The organism is Pseudomonas cannabina (assembly GCF_900100365.1).
Classification (GTDB): Bacteria; Pseudomonadota; Gammaproteobacteria; order Pseudomonadales; family Pseudomonadaceae; genus Aquipseudomonas; species Aquipseudomonas cannabina.
Map to the genome: position 1 here is coordinate 215,642 of NZ_FNKU01000001.1, position 17,806 is coordinate 233,447.

A 17,806-nucleotide genomic window follows, 5' to 3' on the forward strand; every position below is an offset into this window, starting at 1 on the left:
TTGCAGCTGAACCTTGTATTCAAGATGATTCTCCAACAGGATACCGTCCCCTGAAACGGGTCGACATACCTGATGACCGAGAAACCGATGACTGCCAAGGCCCCACTCAGCCCCCAACCGACTGCTGCCCAACCCAATCCTGTTCTGCAACGCCCCTGGCTTTTGCTGCTGGGCCTGGTGCTGGTCGCGCTCAATCTGCGTCCCGCATTGTCCAGCATTGCGCCGCTGCTCAACGATGTGTCGAAAAGTCTTGGCATGTCGGCTGCCGAAGCCGGTCTGTTGACCACCTTGCCAGTGTTGTGCCTGGGCCTGTTCGCGCCACTGGCACCGATCCTGGCTCGTCGTTTCGGCAGCGAGCGTGTGGTGCTGATGGTGTTGCTGACGCTGGCGGCAGGCCTGGCGCTGCGCAGTCTGTTTGGCGAAGTCGGGCTGTTTGGCGGCAGCCTGCTGGCGGGCGCCAGCATTGGCGTGATCGGCGTATTGCTGCCGGGCATCGTCAAGCGCGATTTCCCGCAAAAGGCCGGTGCCATGACCGGTGTCTACACCATGGCACTGTGTCTGGGGGCCGCCATTGCCGCCGGGTCGACGGTACCGCTGAGTCAGCACTTCGACGGAAGCTGGCAGATTGGCCTGGGGTTCTGGCTGATTCCGGCGCTGATCGCAGCGCTGTTCTGGTTCCCGCAGACACGTGCAGTGCATGGCACGCATCGCGACGTCTATCGCGTGCGCGGCCTGTTGCGTGATCCGCTGGCCTGGCAGGTGACGCTGTACATGGGCCTGCAATCGTCGCTGTCATATATCGTTTTTGGCTGGTTGCCGTCGATCCTCATCGGTCGCGGCATGACGCCGACCGAGGCCGGTCTGCTGCTGTCCGGGTCGATCATCGCGCAGGTTGTCAGCTCATTGGCCGTGCCGTATCTGGCCACACGTGGCAAGGATCAGCGCCTGGCGATCATGCTGGTCATGTCGCTCACCCTGATCGGCCTGTTCGGCTGCCTATATGCACCACTGGGCGGGCTGTGGGGCTGGGCGATTCTGCTGGGGATCGGGCAGGGCGGCACCTTCAGCCTGGCGCTGGCCCTGATCGTGCTGCGCTCGCGGGATTCTCACGTGGCAGCCAACCTGTCGAGCATGGCGCAGGGCTTCGGTTACACCATTGCTTCGACTGGTCCGTTTGCGGTCGGTGTGGTCCACGACATGACCGGCAGCTGGAACGCCATCGGCTGGATTTTCGCCATATTGGGCCTCGGCGCGATGATCGCCGGCCTGTGTGCGGGGCGGGCACTGCATGTGCAGGTGAGCAGCGAGAAGGTCTGAAGCCATCAACCCCTCGCCATTTTCTGCTGCGCCGCTTATCGTGCACGCATCTTTCGCCAAGGGATTTGCACGCATGAGCTACGAAGAACAAAGTCAGGCCAACAGTGCGCTGATCACCCGTTTATACGCGGTATTCGCGCAGCTGGATGGCGAGGCGATGAGCGCCTGTTACACCGACGACGTGGTGTTCAGCGATCCTGCATTTGGCGAACTGCGCGGCCCTCAGGTGGGCGACATGTGGCGGATGCTGACATCGAAGGCGAAGAACTTTTCGGTGGTCTTCGATCAGGTGCGCGCCGATGACCGGACCGGCAGCGCGCACTGGGTGGCGACCTATCTGTTCAGTCAGACCGGGCGCACGGTGGTGAACGACATTCAGGCCCGCTTCGTGTTTCGCGATGGCAAGATCTGCGAGCACCGCGATCAGTTCGATATGTGGCGCTGGTCGCGACAGGCGCTGGGTGCAAAAGGTCTGTTGCTTGGCTGGACACCGCTGGTGCGTAACGCCGTTCGCGCGCAGGCGCTCAAAGGCCTGAACGCCTTTACCGAGAACCGCCGTGCCTGACGTGCAAGTCTCAGCCGCGGCCCCTGCTGTGGAATCGGCCGTTGGCAAGCCTTGGTACGTTTATCTGGTGCGCGCCGCCAACGGCTCGTTGTACTGCGGCATCAGCGATGATCCGCAGCGACGGTTCGCCGCGCATCAGAGCGGCAAGGGCGCGCGCTTTTTCTGTTCCAGCCCGGCGATGGCGCTGGTCTACATCGAACAGTGGCCCAGTAAGGGAGAAGCGTTGCGTCACGAGCGCCTGATCAAGAAGCTGAGGAAAAGCGCCAAGGAAGCACTGGCAGCCAGTTATGCCGCATCGCCGATTCATCAGCGTGATGCCGCACCATCCGGTTGAGCCTGTGGGCGGGCAGGGCGCAGGAGGTCAAGCTGTCTGCTTCCCATGTGCGCAGAGGCTGAACATGTCCGAACTGATTCTTCACCATTACCCCACGTCGCTGTTTGCCGAAAAAGCCCGGCTGATGCTGGGTTTCAAAGGCCTCGCATGGCGTTCGGTGACCATCCCTTCGATCATGCCCAAGCCTGACCTGACGGCATTGACCGGTGGCTATCGCAGAACACCCGTGTTGCAGGCCGGTGCGGATATCTACTGTGACACGGCCCTGATGGCGCGGCGACTCGAGCAGGAAAAAGCCTCGCCCGCGTTCTTCCCGCAAGGTCAGGAGTTTGCAGTGGCCGGCCTGGCGGCGTGGGCCGACTCGGTGTTGTTTCTGCACGCGGTGAGCCTGGTGTTTCAGCCTGAATCAATGGCTGTGCGTTTCGCCAAAGTGCCGCCAGACGCCGCCAAGGCATTTATCTCTGATCGTTCGACGCTGTTCAACGGTGGTACGGCATCCCGCCCGCCTGTCGAGCAGGTCAAGCATCAATGGCCGACGCTCATGTCACGTCTTGAGTCGCAGCTGTCGCACGGCGGCGCTTTCCTGTTTGGCGAACCCTCTATAGCCGACTTTTCGGTCGCCCATACCTTATGGTTTCTCAAGCAAACGCCGGTGACTGCGCCCTTTGTCGATGATTATCCAAGTGTTCGCGCCTGGCTGGATCGCGTGCTGGGTTTTGGTCATGGCACCTTTACCGACCTGAGTTCGGCCGATGCCATCGAAATCGCCAGAAACGCCACGCCTGCACCGCTGCCCGATGAAGCCCTGGTTGACCCGAACGGCTTCAAAGCGGGCGATAGCGTCGCTATTGCGGCGGTCGACTATGGTGTCGAAGCGGTTCAAGGCGAACTGGTGTTTACCGGCCGCGAAGAGCTGATCCTGCGTCGCGAGGACGATCGCGCCGGTGTGGTACACGTGCACTTCCCGCGACTGGGGTTTCGGGTCGAGAAACGCTGAAGCTACAGGACTCCAGTGAGAGCGAGCTTGCTCGCGAGAGTGGCTTGTCAGGCCTCTGCAACCGGCAAGCTAAGAGTTCCTACTTCAAAGCAGCCAATATCTCATCCGGGGCGAAACCCCGGATCAGGGTGCCGTTGACGTCGATCATCGGGATGCCTCTGCCGCCCAGCGCTTCATAGGCCTTGCGGCCTTCTTCCGACTTTTCGATGTCGAACTCCTGATACGCAATCCCTTTGCTGTCGAGAAAACGCCGGGTCTGTTTGCAGTAGCCGCACCAGTCGGTGGCGTACAGTACAACGTTTGCCTGGCTGTAACGCTGCGCGACCTCCGCTGGCGGAGGATTGACGAAGTTCTCGATTCGGCCCCAGTTCTGATAAATGACCACCACCAGCATGATCAGGGCAAACTTCTTGAGGGTGCGTATCAGCATACGGATTACCGGCGCTTCAACTGATCGGTCAGTTGCGTCGGCAGCCCCTTGATGATCAGGGTGCCTGCGGTTTCGTCGTACTCGATCTTGTCGCCCAGCAGGTGAGCTTCGAAGCTGATCGACAGGCCTTCCGCGCGGCCCGTGAAGCGGCGGAACTGGTTGAGGGTGCGCTTATCTGCCGGAATCTCGGGTGACAGGCCGTAGTCCTTGTTGCGGATGTGATCGTAGAACGCCCGTGGACGCTCTTCGTCGATCAGCTCGGACAGCTCTTCAAGGCCCATCGGCTCGCCCATCTTGCTCTGGCTGCTGGCGTAGTCGACCAGCGTCTTGGTCTTTTCGCGCGCCGACTCCTCCGGCAGGTCTTCGCTTTCGACGAAATCGCTGAAAGCCTTCAGCAGGGTGCGGGTTTCGCCGGGGCCGTCCACGCCTTCCTGGCAGCCGATGAAGTCGCGGAAGTACTCCGAAACCTTCTTGCCATTCTTGCCTTTGATGAACGAGATGTACTGTTTGGACTGCTTGTTGTTCTGCCACTCGGAGATGTTGATGCGCGCGGCGAGGTGCAACTGGCCCAGATCAAGGTGTCGGGACGGGGTCACGTCCAACTCGGCATTCACAGCCACGCCTTCACTGTGGTGCAGCAGGGCGATGGCCAGGTAGTCGGTCATGCCTTGCTGGTAATGGGCGAACAGCACGTGGCCACCGACTGACAGATTGGACTCCTCCATGAGCTTTTGCAGGTGTTCGACTGCCACCCGCGAGAACGCCGTGAAGTTGCTGCCGCCGTCGATATATTCCTTCAACCAGCCGCTGAAAGGGTGCGCGCCGGACTCGGGATGGAACAAGCCCCATGCCTTGCCCTGTTTGGCGTTATAACTTTCATTGAGGTCCGCCAGCATGTTCTCGATGGCCTGGGACTCGGCGAGTTCGGACTCGCGGGCATGAAGAACAGCTGGCGTACCGTCGGGTTTTTTCTCGATCAGGTGGACGATGCAATGGCGGATCGGCATGGGCTTCTCGGCTGAAAAAAGTGAAGAGCGTGCAGCTCGTTGCAATGCGCCCAGTGTAACGCACGCATGTGCCTACGGGCCTTGATGCAGCTGGTTTTCACGATTGAATGGCACTGGCTGAGCGTTTTTTGCGCAATTGCCATCAAAACCTGACCAAAAGGATAGGTAGGAGCGGATATTTGCCCGGCTCTGTGCTAGTTTTGCGCGGTCTTGCGCACTTAGCGCGTCAAGCATGCAGATTGTGCACACGTAGGCCGAACCATTACCCGGTTTCAGTATCTACACTTTCGCGATTAATCGTGACTGTTAGCGGGTGGCAAGGTTCTTTGCCTGGCTACCGGCCGATGTTGCGCTCTGCAATCCAAATGAATTTGATAGGGAAGGAACACCACCATGGCTCTTACTAAAGACCAATTGATCGCCGATATCGCTGAAGCTATCGACGCGCCAAAAACCACCGCGCGTAATGCTCTTGAGCAATTGGGCCAAATTGTTGCCGACCAATTGGAAAACGGCGCGGAAATCACTTTGCCAGGTATCGGCAAGCTGAAAGTTGCAGAGCGTCCAGCCCGCACCGGTCGCAACCCTTCGACTGGCGCAGCCATCGAAATCGCTGCCAAAAAAGTTATCAAGTTCGTCCCTGCCAAAGTGCTGACCGACTCGATCAACAAGTAAGCAATCGCTTGCTGTAGAAAGCCGTGCACCGGATAACCGGGCACGGCTTTTTTGTGGGCGTTTGATTAGCCTCTTTCCGCAAGACCGGACACCTATCGTTGCGCACGCTCCCGCGTGGGAATGCCTGGCGTGACGCTCCGCGTCACAAAACTGCGCCGCGCTGCATCATTCAAGACCGGACGCAGAGCGTCCAGAACGGCATGCGACGCAGAGCGTCGCACGATACCTGGGCACGAGAGTCGAGTCCGTCAGCCGGTTATGCGCTGTGCCTTGTCGAGGAAGGTCCAGGCCACGAAGCGGCTTTGTTTCTGACCCTGGCCCATTTCCACGATCTTCACTTCAAGCGCGCTGGCTTTTTTCAGGGCGCTCTGGATCGGGGGCAGGTTGGTTGCTTTGGACACCAAGGTACTGAACCACACCACCTGACCAGGTAATTTGGCGCTTTCCTGGATCAGTTGCGTCACGAAACCGATCTCGCCGCCTTCGCACCACAATTCCTGAGACTGCCCGCCAAAGTTGAGCACTGGCAGTTTGCGCTTGGGATCGGCCTTGCCCAGTGCGCGCCATTTGCGCTGGCTACCGCGTTGCGCTTCGTCCAGCGAAGCATGGAAGGGCGGGTTGCAGAGGCTCACGTGGAAGCGTTCGCTGCTGTCGAGGAGCCCGAGCAGGATCTGTTTGCGATTGCCCTGCAAGCGCACGCTGACGGCCTTTTGCAAACCGTTCGCTTTGACGATGGTGGTCGCTGCTGCGACGGCCGTAGTGTCGATGTCTAAACCCACGAACTGCCAGCCATAATCGCTGTGCCCCAGCAGCGGGTAGATGCAGTTGGCGCCGGTGCCGATATCCAGTGCCTTGACCGACGGCCCACGCGGGATCACGCCTTCGTTGTCTTCAGCGAGCAGGTCGGCAAGGAAGTGCAGGTAATCCGCACGCCCCGGAATAGGCGGGCACAGATAGTCGGCCGGAATGTCCCAGTGCGCGATGCCATAGAACGCCTTGAGCAGCGCGCGATTGAACACCCGCACCGCCTGCGGGTTGGCGAAGTCGATGCTTTCCTTGCCATAGGGATTGAGAATCACGAATGCGGCCAGTTCAGGACTGGACTTGATCAGCTTCGGAAAATCGTAGTGCCCCTGATGACGATTGCGCGGGTGCAAGGTGGCTTTCTCACGCGGCGCGGGTGGTTTTGCCGGCCGTTGAGGCTTCTTGCGCGGAGGTTTCGGGGTATCGGTCATGGATTCGATTTCGGCTGCGAGTAGGTCAATACAGGACATTGGGATGACAAAGGCCAGATAACAAAAAGCCAGCCCACGTATGGGCTGGCTTCTCTGACCACCTTACAGGCTGGCGATGCGCGCGTGTTGCTCGGCCAGCTTGCCCAGCGCCTGTTCGGCCTCGGTCAGCTTGGCGCGTTCCTTGGCGATGACCTCAGGCGGTGCCTTGTCGACGAAAGCTGCGTTGGACAGCTTGCCGCCTACGCGTTGCACTTCGCCTTGCAGGCGCTGGATTTCCTTGTCGAGGCGCGCCAGTTCGGCACCCTTGTCGATCAACCCGGCCATCGGCACCAGCACTTCCATGTCGCCCACCAGTGCGGTGGCAGACAGTGGCGCTTCAGCGCCATCGGTCAGCACGGTCATGGATTCAAGCTTGGCCAGCTTCTTGAGCAGGTAATCGTTTTCGCTCAGACGACGCTGGTCTTCGGCGCTGACGTTCTTGAGGAACAATTGCAGCGGCTTGCCCGGACCGATGTTCATTTCGCCGCGGATATTGCGCACGGCGAGCATCAACCCCTTGAGCCATTCGATGTCGTCTTCGGCAGCCTGATCGATGCGTGCTTCGTTGGCCACGGGCCAGGGTTGCAGCATGATGGTCTTGCCTTCCACACCGGCCAGCGGCGCAAGGCGCTGCCAGATTTCTTCGGTGATGAACGGCATGAACGGATGCGCCAGACGCAACGCCACTTCCAGTACCCGAACCAGCGTGCGACGCGTGCCGCGCTGGCGCTCGACCGGTGCGGTTTCGTCCCACAGTACCGGCTTGGACAGCTCCAGATACCAGTCGCAATACTGGTTCCAGATGAACTCGTACAAGGCCTGCGCGGCGAGGTCGAAACGGAACTGATCCAGTTGACGGGTCACTTCGGCTTCGGTGCGTTGCAGTTGCGAGATGATCCAGCGATCAGCCAGCGACAGCTCGACCGGTTCGCCGTTTTGCCCGCAGTCTTCGCCCTTGTCCAGCACGTAGCGCGCGGCGTTCCAGATCTTGTTGCAGAAGTTGCGGTAGCCTTCGACGCGGCCCATGTCGAACTTGATGTCGCGACCCGTAGAGGCCAGCGAGCAGAAGGTGAAGCGCAGGGCGTCGGTGCCGTAGCTGGCGATGCCTTCGGCGAATTCCTGACGGGTCTGCTTCTCGATCTTCTTCGCCAGTTGCGGCTGCATCAGGCCGCTGGTGCGTTTCTGCACCAGCGTTTCGAGGTCAATGCCGTCAACGATGTCCAGCGGGTCCAGAACGTTGCCCTTGGACTTGGACATCTTCTGGCCTTGGCCGTCACGCACCAGACCGTGGACATAAACGGTCTTAAATGGTACTTGCGGCGTACCGTCTTCGTTTTTCACCAGGTGCATGGTGAGCATGATCATCCGGGCAACCCAGAAGAAAATGATGTCAAAACCGGTGACCAGCACGTCGGTGGAGTGGAAGGTTTCCAGCGCCTTGGTCTTTTCCGGCCAGCCGAGCGTGGAGAACGTCCACAGCCCCGAGCTGAACCAGGTGTCGAGCACGTCGTTGTCCTGTTGCAGCGTGACGTCCGGGCCAAGGTTGTTTTTGGCGCGAACTTCGGCTTCGTCGCGGCCTACATAGACCTTGCCGGACTCGTCGTACCAGGCCGGGATGCGATGGCCCCACCAGAGCTGGCGGCTGATGCACCAATCCTGGATGTCACGCATCCACGAGAAGTACATGTTTTCGTACTGCTTGGGCACGAAGGCGATGCGGCCGTCTTCGACCGCGGCAATCGCCGGTTCGGCCAGCGGCTTGGTGGACACGTACCACTGATCGGTCAGCCACGGCTCGATGATGGTGCCGGAGCGGTCGCCCTTCGGCACTTTCAGGGCGTGATCATCAACGCTGACCAGCAGGCCGGCAGCGTCGAATGCAGCAACGATCTGCTTGCGTGCTTCGAAACGGTCGAGACCGGCGTAAGCCGCAGGCAGGCTGCCGTCAACGCTTTCATTCAGGGTGCCATCGAGATTGAACACCTGAGCAGCAGGCAGCACGCTGGCATTCTTGTCGAAAATGTTCAGCAGCGGCAGGTTATGACGCTTGCCGACTTCGTAGTCGTTGAAATCGTGCGCCGGGGTGATTTTCACGCAGCCGGTGCCGAATTCAGGGTCACAGTAATCATCGGCAATGATCGGAATGCGACGGCCGACCAGCGGCAGTTCGACGAACTTGCCGATCAGCGCCTTGTAGCGCTCGTCCTGCGGGTTCACGGCAACCGCCGCATCACCGAGCATGGTTTCCGGGCGGGTGGTGGCAACGATCAGGTAATCCAGGCCTTCGGCGGTTTTTGCGCCATCAGCCAGCGGGTAGAGCAGGTTCCACAGATGGCCTTTCTCGTCGTGGTTTTCGACTTCGAGATCGGAAATCGCGGTGTGCAGCTTGGTGTCCCAGTTGACCAGCCGCTTGCCGCGGTAGATCAGGCCGTCCTCACGCAGGCGCACGAATGCTTCTTTCACGGCTTCGGACAGGCCGTCGTCCATGGTGAAACGCTCACGGCTCCAGTCGACCGACGAACCCAGGCGGCGGATCTGACGGCTGATATTGCCACCGGACTCGGCTTTCCATTCCCAGATCTTGTCGAGAAACTTTTCGCGGCCCAGCTCATGACGACTCACGCCTTGCGCTTCGAGACGACGCTCCACCAGCATCTGCGTGGCAATACCGGCGTGGTCGGTGCCCGGCTGCCACAGCGTGTTGCGACCCTGCATGCGACGGAAACGGATCAGCGCGTCCATGATCGCGTTGTTGAAACCGTGACCCATGTGCAGGCTGCCGGTGACGTTCGGCGGCGGGATCATGATGGTGTACGAGTCACCCGCGCCTTGCGGAGCGAAATAGTTCTCGGACTCCCAGGTCTGATACCAGGAAGTTTCGATGGCGTGCGGCTGGTAAGTCTTGTCCATGCGCGGCGGGAACCTGTGGCCTTGATTCGGAAACCGGTAAGTATAGACCTGTGGGCAAGCGACAAGCCATAAGCGCGGGGCCACAAGCTGGCAGTTCTGTCAGTAGGCGGCGAGCGGGCGAGGGGGCATGATTTCGTATCAAACCTTGAGTTGCAGGACGAACGCGGCCATGAACGAGACTTTGAAAACCGGGCGCGTACTGTGTCGGTATCGCTATGACGCGCTGGACCGGATTGCCGTCGTCGATCCCGAGGCGCAGGACGTGGTTTCGCGTTTCTATCAAAAGAACCGTTTGACGGTCGAGATACAGGGCGCTGTGCGTCGTTGTGTGTTTCACGGAGCAGACCGTTTGCTGGCGGAATATAAGACTGAAGGCTCCAGTGTCAGGGCGGACCTGCTGGGCACGGACATGCAAGGCAGCGTGCTGGAAGCTGTGAGCGGGCAAGAGCGCCAGTCGTTGGCTTACAGTCCCTATGGTCATCGCGCGCAGGGCGGCCCCTTTTCCGGTTTCAACGGCGAGCGCGCGGATCCCGTGACCGGGCATTACTTGCTGGGTAACGGCTACCGGGCGTTCAATCCGGTGCTGATGCGGTTCAATAGCCCGGACAGCCTGAGCCCATTCGGGCGGGGAGGCTTGAATGCGTATGCGTATTGTCAGGGGGATCCGGTTAATCGGAGTGATCCTGGTGGGCATATTTCATCGTTCAGGCTGAAAAGCATGCGCATGCAATTCAATAAGAGCAGGCCGCTCACCATTGAGGGGCTGCCGGTCGAAATGATGGGAGAGATAATCAAGCACCTGTCTTTCACGGACGCGGCAGCACTGGGTCAAACGTCCATCAGGATGAAAGGGATAGTCGCCGGAGAGGTAGCCGGACAATTAGATAAGCGTTGGGTAGATGCGAATAATTTAGGGAGACGCTGATTTATTCTAAAACCCAGCTGTTGCCCCCAGATAAATCAAGGCCTCCAGAGCGTTGCAGGGACGAAAAATCGAATAAATCAGCGCCTCCTTAGATGTACTATCCGACTTGCACAATGCTGTGAAAAGCGAAACGGGCTCATCGCCCAGCATGTTCAAGAATGGCTCCTTCAAATCAAGGTTCGACAACGCGAAGGCGAACGCCGCGCGAAAAACGAGTGATCAAATTAAGAAGGCTAAGAGTGAAGCACAAGCAGTACCTGATGAATTCACGAAGATACTGAATGCCACTGACCACCAATTTAATGAGGCAGTAGCTACTAACCGCCAAGCGCACGCAGGGTCTCCTGAAATGCTGCAATATATCGATGGGGTGGTGACACAACGTGCGAGCCTGTTGGACGCCTGGTATTACCGCGTTCATCTCAAAGGAAACATGACGCGGTTGGTAAATAAGATCCGCTCCACATTGAGTTCTCCCTGATAGGGTCTCGACGCGCGCCCGACCGAGCCAGGTCCCAAACCACACACCCTCACTTCTGCTGCTGCGCCAACAACCGCTCCAGCCTGGCCTCCAGCCGACGCTTGATCTCGGTCTCTATATGCGGGGCAAAGTCATCAATCACGTCCTGCATGATCAATTGCGCGGCGGCGCGCAGTTCGGTGTCCAGGTGCAACAGCGCATCGGGATTAGGCAGCGCTTGAGCCTGCTGAACCTGTTGCACCTGCGCGACAGACTCATCAGGCGTCAGGGTCGGGATATCTTCTTCGTCGAAGTCCTGTTGATGCGCGGTATTGGGCCGGTTGCCGACCACGTCGAACAACAACGGAATCTGCCCTTCGCGTTGAACCGTGTCGTTCAGCAGCGGGGGTTGGTTGGCGTCGTCGCCGAGCAATTGGCGGATCGATTCGAGGTCGTCCAGTAAATGCGCGGATCCAGCTTTGTTTGAAGTGTCCATCGGGTCCTCAAAGACGCTGCAGTCGGTGATCTTGCGGAGGATAGCCCTGTTCGCGGTAGGAACGGAAACTCTCGCGTGCGGCAAGGCGTATGGCCGGGTCTTCGACAACCACTTCCGCCACGCGGGCGAATCGGCTGAAAAAGGCCGGAATGCTCAGGTCGAGGTTGACCAACAGGTCGTCGTGCGCACCCGGATCTGCGCCAAGGCCCAGCACCACCGGGGCATCGTGATCGCTCTCGGCGTCGCCATGGGGCAGAAACACTTCGCCCTTGAAGCGCCAGAGTCGGGCGTCGAGGTCTTTGCGCTGCGCGGCATCGCTGCAGTGCAGGTAAACCTTGTGACCGAGCCGCCAGGCTTTTTCCGTCAGTTTGCAGGCAAAGTCCAGGCGAGCAGCCGGGTCGGCACTGGGCAGAATGTAAAAATCGACTTGAGTCATGTGGGGTCCGGAACCAGTGGCGTATCGAGGGTGAGCCCGATACGCCAGGGTTGCTTTACTTAAACGCCCGCGCGGTCGAGCAGGTACTGGGTCAGCAGCGGAACCGGACGCCCGGTGGCGCCTTTGTCCTTGCCGCCGCTCAGCCATGCAGTACCGGCGATGTCCAGGTGAGCCCACTCGTAGGCTTTGGTGAAGCGCGACAGGAAGCAGGCTGCGGTGATGGTGCCGCCTTTCGGACCGCCGATATTGGCGATGTCGGCGAACGGGCTGTCCAGTTGCTCCTGATACTCATCGAACAACGGCAACTGCCAGGCACGGTCATCCGCTTGCTTGCCCGCGTCGAGCAACTGATTGATCAGCGCATCGTTGTTGCCCAGCAGGCCGGAGGTATGACCGCCCAGTGCAACCACGCATGCGCCCGTCAGGGTGGCAATATCGATAACGGCCTGTGGTTTGAAACGCTCGGCGTAGGTCAGCGCGTCGCACAGCACCAGACGGCCTTCGGCGTCGGTGTTGAGGATTTCGACGGTCTGGCCGCTCATGGTAGTGACGATGTCGCCAGGGCGCGTGGCGGTGCCGCTCGGCATGTTTTCGGCGCAGGCCAGAATGCACACCAGGTTGATCGGCAGTTTCAATTCCAGCACGGCGCGCAGGGTGCCGAACACGCTGGCAGCGCCGCACATGTCGAACTTCATCTCGTCCATGCCTGCGGCCGGCTTGATGCTGATGCCGCCGGTGTCAAAGGTGATGCCTTTGCCGACCAGTACGTACGGTTTGTCGCCTTTCTTCGCGCCCTGATAATTCATCACGATCAGGCGCGGCGGCTGGGCGCTGCCCTGTGCTACGGCGAGAAACGACCCCATGCCCAGTTCAGCGAGTTTCTTCTCGTCGTGAATCTCTACCTTCAGATTCTTGTGTGCCTTGCCCAGCGCCTTGGCTTCTTCGCCCAGGTAGGTCGGGTGGCAGATGTTCGGTGGCAGATTGCCCAGGTCGCGGGTCAGTGCCATGCCGGTGGCGATCGCTTGCGCGTGAGCAGAAGCGCGCTCGACGTCGGCCACGCTGAGTTTGTCGGTCAGCAGGGTGATTTTCTTCAGCGGGCGCGCTTCGGCCTTCTGGGTCTTGAAGCGGTCGAAGACGTATTCGCCATCGGCCAGTGCCTCGACCAGCAGGCGAGCCTTGCCGTAGGTATCGCGGTTCTTCACGGACAGGTCATCAAGAACAATCGCTGCATCGCTGCCGCCCAGGCCCTTCAGGCACGTGAGAACGCCGCCGACGAGCTTCTTCAATTGACGGTCCGACAGCTCGCCGTCCTTACCGGTGCCGACCAGCAGAACGCGCTCGGCCTTGATATTGGGCAGGTTGGTCAGCAGCAGGCTCTGGCCTGACTTGCCTGCCAGGTCGCCACGTTTCAGCACGGCGGAAAGCGCGCCGCCGCTCAGGGAGTCGACCACTTGGGCAGCGCCGGCCAGCATGCGGCTTTCGCTGACGGTGACCACCAGCGTTGCGATTTTCAAGGTTTCTGGGCTTACGCTTTTAACAACCAATTCCATGTGGGGTCCCCGAATAGGCGATGAGAGTCGCAATATGAATGATGTGCGCGGCAGGGCCTGTGTGTTTTCAAGGGCGATGGCCGCGATAAGCCTTGCAGTTTGACCCCGCTGCACGACTGCTGACAACCCCGTAAAGCCGTCTGCCTGACCGGTATGTGCGATCTATCCCCGGTGTGCAGTGACAGAAACGCACAATCACAGGATAATGCCGCATATTTTTTGATGCCCACGCCTTTTGCAGGCGTGAATTTCCGGTTGCCGTGGCTCACAATTTTCCCTGTTTGGCTGCCTGAGCCTGACAACTCTGGAGTGTCTGGTTTGATTGTCTTTCGTTATCTTTCTCGAGAAGTACTGCTTACCCTGAGCGCGGTCAGCGCCGTGCTGCTGGTGTTCATCATGAGCGGACGGTTCATCAAGTACCTGGCGCAGGCCGCTTCCGGGGCGCTTGATCCGGGCGTGCTGTTCATGATCATGGGCTTCCGCCTGCCGGGCTTTTTGCAGGTGATTCTGCCACTGGGGCTGTTTCTCGGCATTCTGATGGCATACGGCCGTCTGTATCTGGAAAGTGAAATGACCGTGCTGGCCGCGACCGGCATGAGCCAGCAGCGTTTGCTCGCCATCACCATGGGCCCGGCGGCGCTGGTCGGGCTGGTGGTCGCCTGGCTGAGTTTCAGCCTCGCTCCACAGGGGGCTGCGCAGTTTTCGCAGCTGATCAACCAGCAGGATGCGATGACCGAGTTCGACACGCTGGTGCCGGGTCGCTTCCAGGCATTGCGTGACGGTACGCGTATCACCTACACCAAGGAGCTTTCCGATGATCGCTCGCAACTGACCGGCGTCTTCATTTCCGAAAAGCGCATGTCCAGCGACAAGAGCAAGGACAACGGTATTACCGTGCTGGTGGCCGAGAAGGGGCATCAGGAGGTCCAGCCCAATGGCAGCCGCTTCCTGATTCTGGAAAACGGCTATCGCTATGACGGTAATCCGGGGGCTGCCGATTACCGCGTGATCAAGTACGACACCTATGGTGCGGCATTGCCCAAGCCGGAAATCAGTGAAGAGGTCACCGACCGCGAAGCCATCCCGACCAGCGAGCTGTTCGGTAATCGCACCGCGCGTTCCGTTGCCGAGCTGCAATGGCGTATCTCTCTGCCGCTGTCGGTGTTCATCGTGACCTTGATGGCCATTCCGCTGTCGCGCGTCAACCCTCTCCAGGGCCGCTACCTGAAGCTGCTGCCGGCGATCCTGTTGTACATGTCGTACCTGGCCATTCTGATCTCGGTGCGCAGTTCGCTGGAGAAAGGCAAGCTGCCGCTCAGTCTGGGCATGTGGTGGGTGCATGCCATCTACTTGGCCATCGGCCTTGTGCTGTTCTACTGGGAGCCTATACGTTTGAAAATGGCGAGTCGTCGTAGCGTCACGGAGGTGACTCGTGGTCAAGCTTGATCGTTACATCGGTAAAAGCGTGCTGCTGGCGATCCTGGCGGTGCTGGGGATCATTCTGGGGCTGGTTTCGCTGTTCGCGTTCATCGACGAGATGGGCGATATCAGCGACACCTACACGCTGCCGGATGCCCTCAGCTACGTCATGATGACCGCGCCGCGCAGGGTCTACGACACCTTGCCGATGGCTGCCCTGATCGGCTGTCTGATCGGTCTGGGTTCGCTGGCCAGCAGCAGCGAGCTGACCATCATGCGTGCCGCCGGTGTGTCCATCGGGCGGATCGTCTGGGCGGTCATGAAGCCGATGCTGTTGCTGATGATCGCTGGCGTGCTGGTCGGTGAATACGTCGCGCCTTACGCCGAGAACAAGGCTCAGGCGGCACGTTCGCTGGCGCAGGGGCTGGGTGATGCGCAAAGCGCCAAACACGGTCTGTGGCATCGGCAGGGCGAGGAATTCATTCACATCAACACGGTGCAGCCTAACGGGCTGATGCTGGGTGTCACGCGTTATCGCTTCGACGACCAGCGCCACATGCTGACGTCCAGTTTTGCCAAGGAAGCCCACTTCAAGACCGATTACTGGGAATTGAAGGACGTGACTACCACGCATTTCAATGACGGCCGTACCGAAGTCATCAATACGCCGGACGAGCGCTGGGATGTGTCGCTCAGCCCGCAACTGCTCAGCACCGTCATCATGCCGCCCGAGTCGCTGTCGATCAGCGGTCTCTGGAGCTACGCGCACTATCTGGCCGATCAGGGCCTGAGCAACGGCCGTTACTGGCTGGCGTTCTGGACCAAAGTATTGCAACCCGCCGTAACCGTGGCACTGGTGTTGATGGCCATTTCCTTCATCTTTGGTCCGCTGCGTTCTGTAACGCTGGGGCAGCGGGTGTTCACAGGGGTTGTGGTCGGTTTCACCTTCCGCATCATTCAGGACCTGCTGGGCCCGTCGAGCCTGCTGTTTGGCTTCCCGCCGCTGCTGGCTGTGCTGCTGCCTGCCGGGGTGTGTGCGCTGGCAGGTGTGCTGTTGCTGCGTCGCGCGGGGTAACGCGTCACAACGTCACTGAAAAAGCCGACCTCGTGTCGGCTTTTTCATGCGCAATGGTCCGCACCGCACGACGCAGAAGTTCGCTGTTTACCGGATCACAGATGCACAAAAGCCTCTGACATCGCTGCCAGAGGCTTTTGTGTAAGTGTTGCTTAGCCTTCTGCCTGAACTTCGTCAGCCTGCAGACCTTTCTGGCCCTGTACCGAAACGAAGGTAACTTTCTGGCCTTCTTTCAGGCTCTTGAAGCCGTTACCCTGAATCGCGCGGAAGTGTACGAACAGATCCGGCCCGCTCTCAGGAGTGATAAAACCAAAACCTTTCTCGTCATTGAACCACTTGACGGTACCGCTCTGACGTTCAGCCATTTTCTTATTTCCTTTGACGCTTGAATTAATGACAGCCTCTTTCACAGGAAAGAGTACTGGGGCTGGTTGCAGGAAGTAAGAAACGTAGAGCGGGTTGTAGCAACCTAGAGCTACTGCCCAGGTCCAGATTCAGCGACCCATGCAAACACAGTTCAGAAACTCTACGCCAACTCTCATTACAAAAACAAGCCCCTGTGTTTGCAGGCTTTTGCACCCGTTTTACGGGGCTTCGACGAGGGCGTACGGGTGTTCACTGATTAAGTGCAAGCGCAGGCGCCTTATAATATTTTGCACTTTATAGGTGCGTTTCGGGCATAACCCGTTCACTGTTCCCGAAAGGTTGAAGTCTTCGGGAACAGCAGTTTGGGTGCGAAACCTGTCGGTGTTTTTTTGACGCCTTTATTTAGCCACGGAAGTAACGTTGTGCAACGAAAGGCATTTTAGTTACACGCATCGGGACTTTCTTGCCACGTACCATGGCCCAGACCGGGGTATCCAGCGCTGTGTACTGGCTTTCCAGATAACCCATTGCCAATGGACCGCCCAGGCTAGGGCCGAAGCCGCCGCTGCACACGGTGCCGATGACCGAATCCTGCTCATCGACGATCTGCGTGCCTTCCCGCACCGGAGTGCGTTCCTGTGACAACAGGCCGACGCGCTTCTTGTTCACGCCTTTTTGCTGTTGCGCGAAGACCTGTTCGGCACCTGGAAAACCGCCCGCGCGGGCGCCGTCAGCGCGGCGCACTTTGGAGATCGCCCACAGCAGGCTGGCTTGAATCGGTGAGGTCTCGGTGTCCATGTCATGCCCGTACAGGCACAGGCCTGCTTCCAGACGCAGCGAGTCACGCGCGCCAAGGCCGATAGGGGCGACTTCAGGCTCTTCCAGCAGACGACGCGCCAAGGCTTCTGCCTGCTCGGCCGGGACCGAGATTTCATAGCCGTCTTCACCGGTGTAGCCCGAGCGACTGACGTAGCACTGAACGCCCAGCAGCGTGACACTGGCGAATTGCATGAACGTCATGCTCGCTACCTCGGGTGCAAGGCGCGCCAGTACCGTTACGGCCTGCGGACCTTGCAGCGCAAGCAGGGCGCGTTCTTCGAACAGCGGTTCGATCGTGCATTGACCGGACAGGTGCTGGCGAAGGTGGGCGAGGTCCTGTTCCTTGCAGGCGGCGTTTACAACCAGCATCAATTGCCCGTTACCAAGGTTGGCGACCATCAGGTCGTCGAGGATGCCGCCGGACTCATTGGTGAACATCGCATAGCGCTGCATACCGACTGGCAGATCGATGATGTCGACGGGCACCAGCGTTTCCAGCGCCTTGGCGGCACCGGCACCGCCGAGGCGGATCTGCCCCATGTGCGAGACATCGAACAGCCCCGCCTGAGCGCGGGTGTGCAGGTGTTCCTTCATCACACCGGCCGGGTATTGCACGGGCATGTCGTAGCCGGCGAAAGGCACCATCTTCGCGCCCAGCGCGCGGTGAAGGGCGTGCAAAGGGGTGATCAGCAGCTTCTCTGTGGACATTTTGATTCCTCGTAAGGCAAGCCATGCGCCTGCGCCCTGACCA

Annotated in this window: 17 protein-coding genes and 1 pseudogene; 9 read left to right on the forward strand and 9 right to left on the reverse strand. The window is 59.5% G+C overall.

Annotated elements, in window-relative coordinates; genetic code table 11:
- The first annotated feature begins 87 nt into the window (after positions 1-87).
- The 4 genes from BLT55_RS01040 to BLT55_RS01055 all read left to right on the forward strand — a co-directional run bounded on the left by BLT55_RS01040 (position 88) and on the right by BLT55_RS01055 (position 3,213).
- Positions 88-1,317: a CynX/NimT family MFS transporter gene (locus tag BLT55_RS01040; protein WP_042914261.1), complete on the forward strand. Its 1,230-nt coding sequence runs from the start codon at positions 88-90 to the stop codon at positions 1,315-1,317.
- Between the two features lie 73 nt (positions 1,318-1,390).
- Positions 1,391-1,882 carry a nuclear transport factor 2 family protein gene (locus tag BLT55_RS01045; protein WP_054999147.1) on the forward strand — a complete coding sequence of 164 codons (492 nt, stop codon included), beginning with the start codon at positions 1,391-1,393 and terminating at the stop codon, positions 1,880-1,882.
- Positions 1,875-2,216, forward strand: coding sequence for a GIY-YIG nuclease family protein (locus BLT55_RS01050; protein ID WP_007252986.1), 342 nt, complete (start codon positions 1,875-1,877; stop codon positions 2,214-2,216). Before BLT55_RS01045 ends, BLT55_RS01050 begins: the two co-directional genes overlap by 8 nt.
- 64 nt (positions 2,217-2,280) lie before the next feature.
- On the forward strand, positions 2,281-3,213 hold the full coding sequence (locus BLT55_RS01055) for a glutathione S-transferase family protein (RefSeq protein ID WP_054999146.1): 933 nt from the start codon (positions 2,281-2,283) through the stop codon (positions 3,211-3,213).
- 79 nt (positions 3,214-3,292) lie between these two features.
- Here BLT55_RS01055 and BLT55_RS01060 read toward each other — a convergent pair whose 3' ends face one another.
- Entirely contained in the window at positions 3,293-3,643 is a 351-nt protein-coding gene (locus BLT55_RS01060) for a glutaredoxin family protein (protein WP_054999145.1), read from the reverse strand.
- 5 nt (positions 3,644-3,648) lie between these two features.
- Positions 3,649-4,650 carry a nucleoid-associated protein YejK gene (gene yejK, locus BLT55_RS01065; protein WP_054999144.1) on the reverse strand — a complete coding sequence of 334 codons (1,002 nt, stop codon included), beginning with the start codon at positions 4,648-4,650 and terminating at the stop codon, positions 3,649-3,651.
- A gap of 393 nt (positions 4,651-5,043) precedes the next feature.
- Between yejK and BLT55_RS01070 the strand changes: the two genes are divergently transcribed.
- Positions 5,044-5,325 carry an HU family DNA-binding protein gene (locus tag BLT55_RS01070; RefSeq protein ID WP_007252990.1) on the forward strand — a complete coding sequence of 94 codons (282 nt, stop codon included), beginning with the start codon at positions 5,044-5,046 and terminating at the stop codon, positions 5,323-5,325.
- Between the two features lie 248 nt (positions 5,326-5,573).
- On the opposite strand, the gene rlmF is transcribed toward BLT55_RS01070, so the two are convergent.
- Together rlmF and BLT55_RS01080 are read right to left on the reverse strand one after the other, a co-directional pair.
- Positions 5,574-6,560, reverse strand: a complete 987-nt coding sequence (gene rlmF / locus BLT55_RS01075) for a 23S rRNA (adenine(1618)-N(6))-methyltransferase RlmF (protein ID WP_104442709.1) — start codon at positions 6,558-6,560, stop codon at positions 5,574-5,576.
- 102 nt (positions 6,561-6,662) lie between these two features.
- Positions 6,663-9,509, reverse strand: a complete 2,847-nt coding sequence (locus tag BLT55_RS01080) for a valine--tRNA ligase (protein WP_054999142.1) — start codon at positions 9,507-9,509, stop codon at positions 6,663-6,665.
- A 169-nt stretch (positions 9,510-9,678) separates the two neighbouring features.
- On the opposite strand from BLT55_RS01080, the pseudogene BLT55_RS33345 reads away from it, so the two are divergent.
- Positions 9,679-10,422 (forward strand): annotated as a pseudogene (locus BLT55_RS33345) (RHS repeat-associated core domain-containing protein); the annotation flags it as partial.
- Positions 10,423-10,582: 160 nt separating this feature from the next.
- Positions 10,583-10,915, forward strand: coding sequence for a hypothetical protein (locus tag BLT55_RS01090; protein WP_054999141.1), 333 nt, complete (start codon positions 10,583-10,585; stop codon positions 10,913-10,915).
- A gap of 49 nt (positions 10,916-10,964) precedes the next feature.
- Here the strand turns inward: BLT55_RS01090 and BLT55_RS01095 are convergent, their stop codons facing one another.
- Genes BLT55_RS01095 through BLT55_RS01105 form a run of 3 tightly spaced genes read right to left on the reverse strand, consistent with a single transcriptional unit; the run spans position 10,965 to position 13,376 of the window.
- Positions 10,965-11,390, reverse strand: coding sequence for a hypothetical protein (locus BLT55_RS01095; protein WP_054999140.1), 426 nt, complete (start codon positions 11,388-11,390; stop codon positions 10,965-10,967).
- Positions 11,391-11,397: 7 nt separating this feature from the next.
- Positions 11,398-11,826: a DNA polymerase III subunit chi gene (locus BLT55_RS01100; protein ID WP_054999139.1), complete on the reverse strand. Its 429-nt coding sequence runs from the start codon at positions 11,824-11,826 to the stop codon at positions 11,398-11,400.
- A 59-nt stretch (positions 11,827-11,885) separates the two neighbouring features.
- Positions 11,886-13,376: a leucyl aminopeptidase gene (locus tag BLT55_RS01105; protein WP_007252997.1), complete on the reverse strand. Its 1,491-nt coding sequence runs from the start codon at positions 13,374-13,376 to the stop codon at positions 11,886-11,888.
- A gap of 318 nt (positions 13,377-13,694) precedes the next feature.
- On the opposite strand from BLT55_RS01105, the gene lptF reads away from it, so the two are divergent.
- Positions 13,695-14,822 carry an LPS export ABC transporter permease LptF gene (gene lptF / locus BLT55_RS01110; RefSeq protein ID WP_054999138.1) on the forward strand — a complete coding sequence of 376 codons (1,128 nt, stop codon included), beginning with the start codon at positions 13,695-13,697 and terminating at the stop codon, positions 14,820-14,822.
- A complete protein-coding gene (lptG, locus tag BLT55_RS01115) occupies positions 14,809-15,870 on the forward strand; it encodes an LPS export ABC transporter permease LptG (RefSeq protein ID WP_007252999.1) in 1,062 nt (353 codons plus the stop codon). The genes lptF and lptG overlap by 14 nt, the downstream gene beginning before the upstream one ends.
- Before the next feature lie 152 nt (positions 15,871-16,022).
- Here the strand turns inward: lptG and BLT55_RS01120 are convergent, their stop codons facing one another.
- Both BLT55_RS01120 and gcvT read right to left on the reverse strand, forming a co-directional pair.
- Positions 16,023-16,235, reverse strand: a complete 213-nt coding sequence (locus BLT55_RS01120) for a cold-shock protein (protein ID WP_007253000.1) — start codon at positions 16,233-16,235, stop codon at positions 16,023-16,025.
- Between the two features lie 403 nt (positions 16,236-16,638).
- Positions 16,639-17,763: a glycine cleavage system aminomethyltransferase GcvT gene (gene gcvT / locus BLT55_RS01125; protein WP_054999137.1), complete on the reverse strand. Its 1,125-nt coding sequence runs from the start codon at positions 17,761-17,763 to the stop codon at positions 16,639-16,641.
- Positions 17,764-17,806 lie beyond the last annotated feature (43 nt).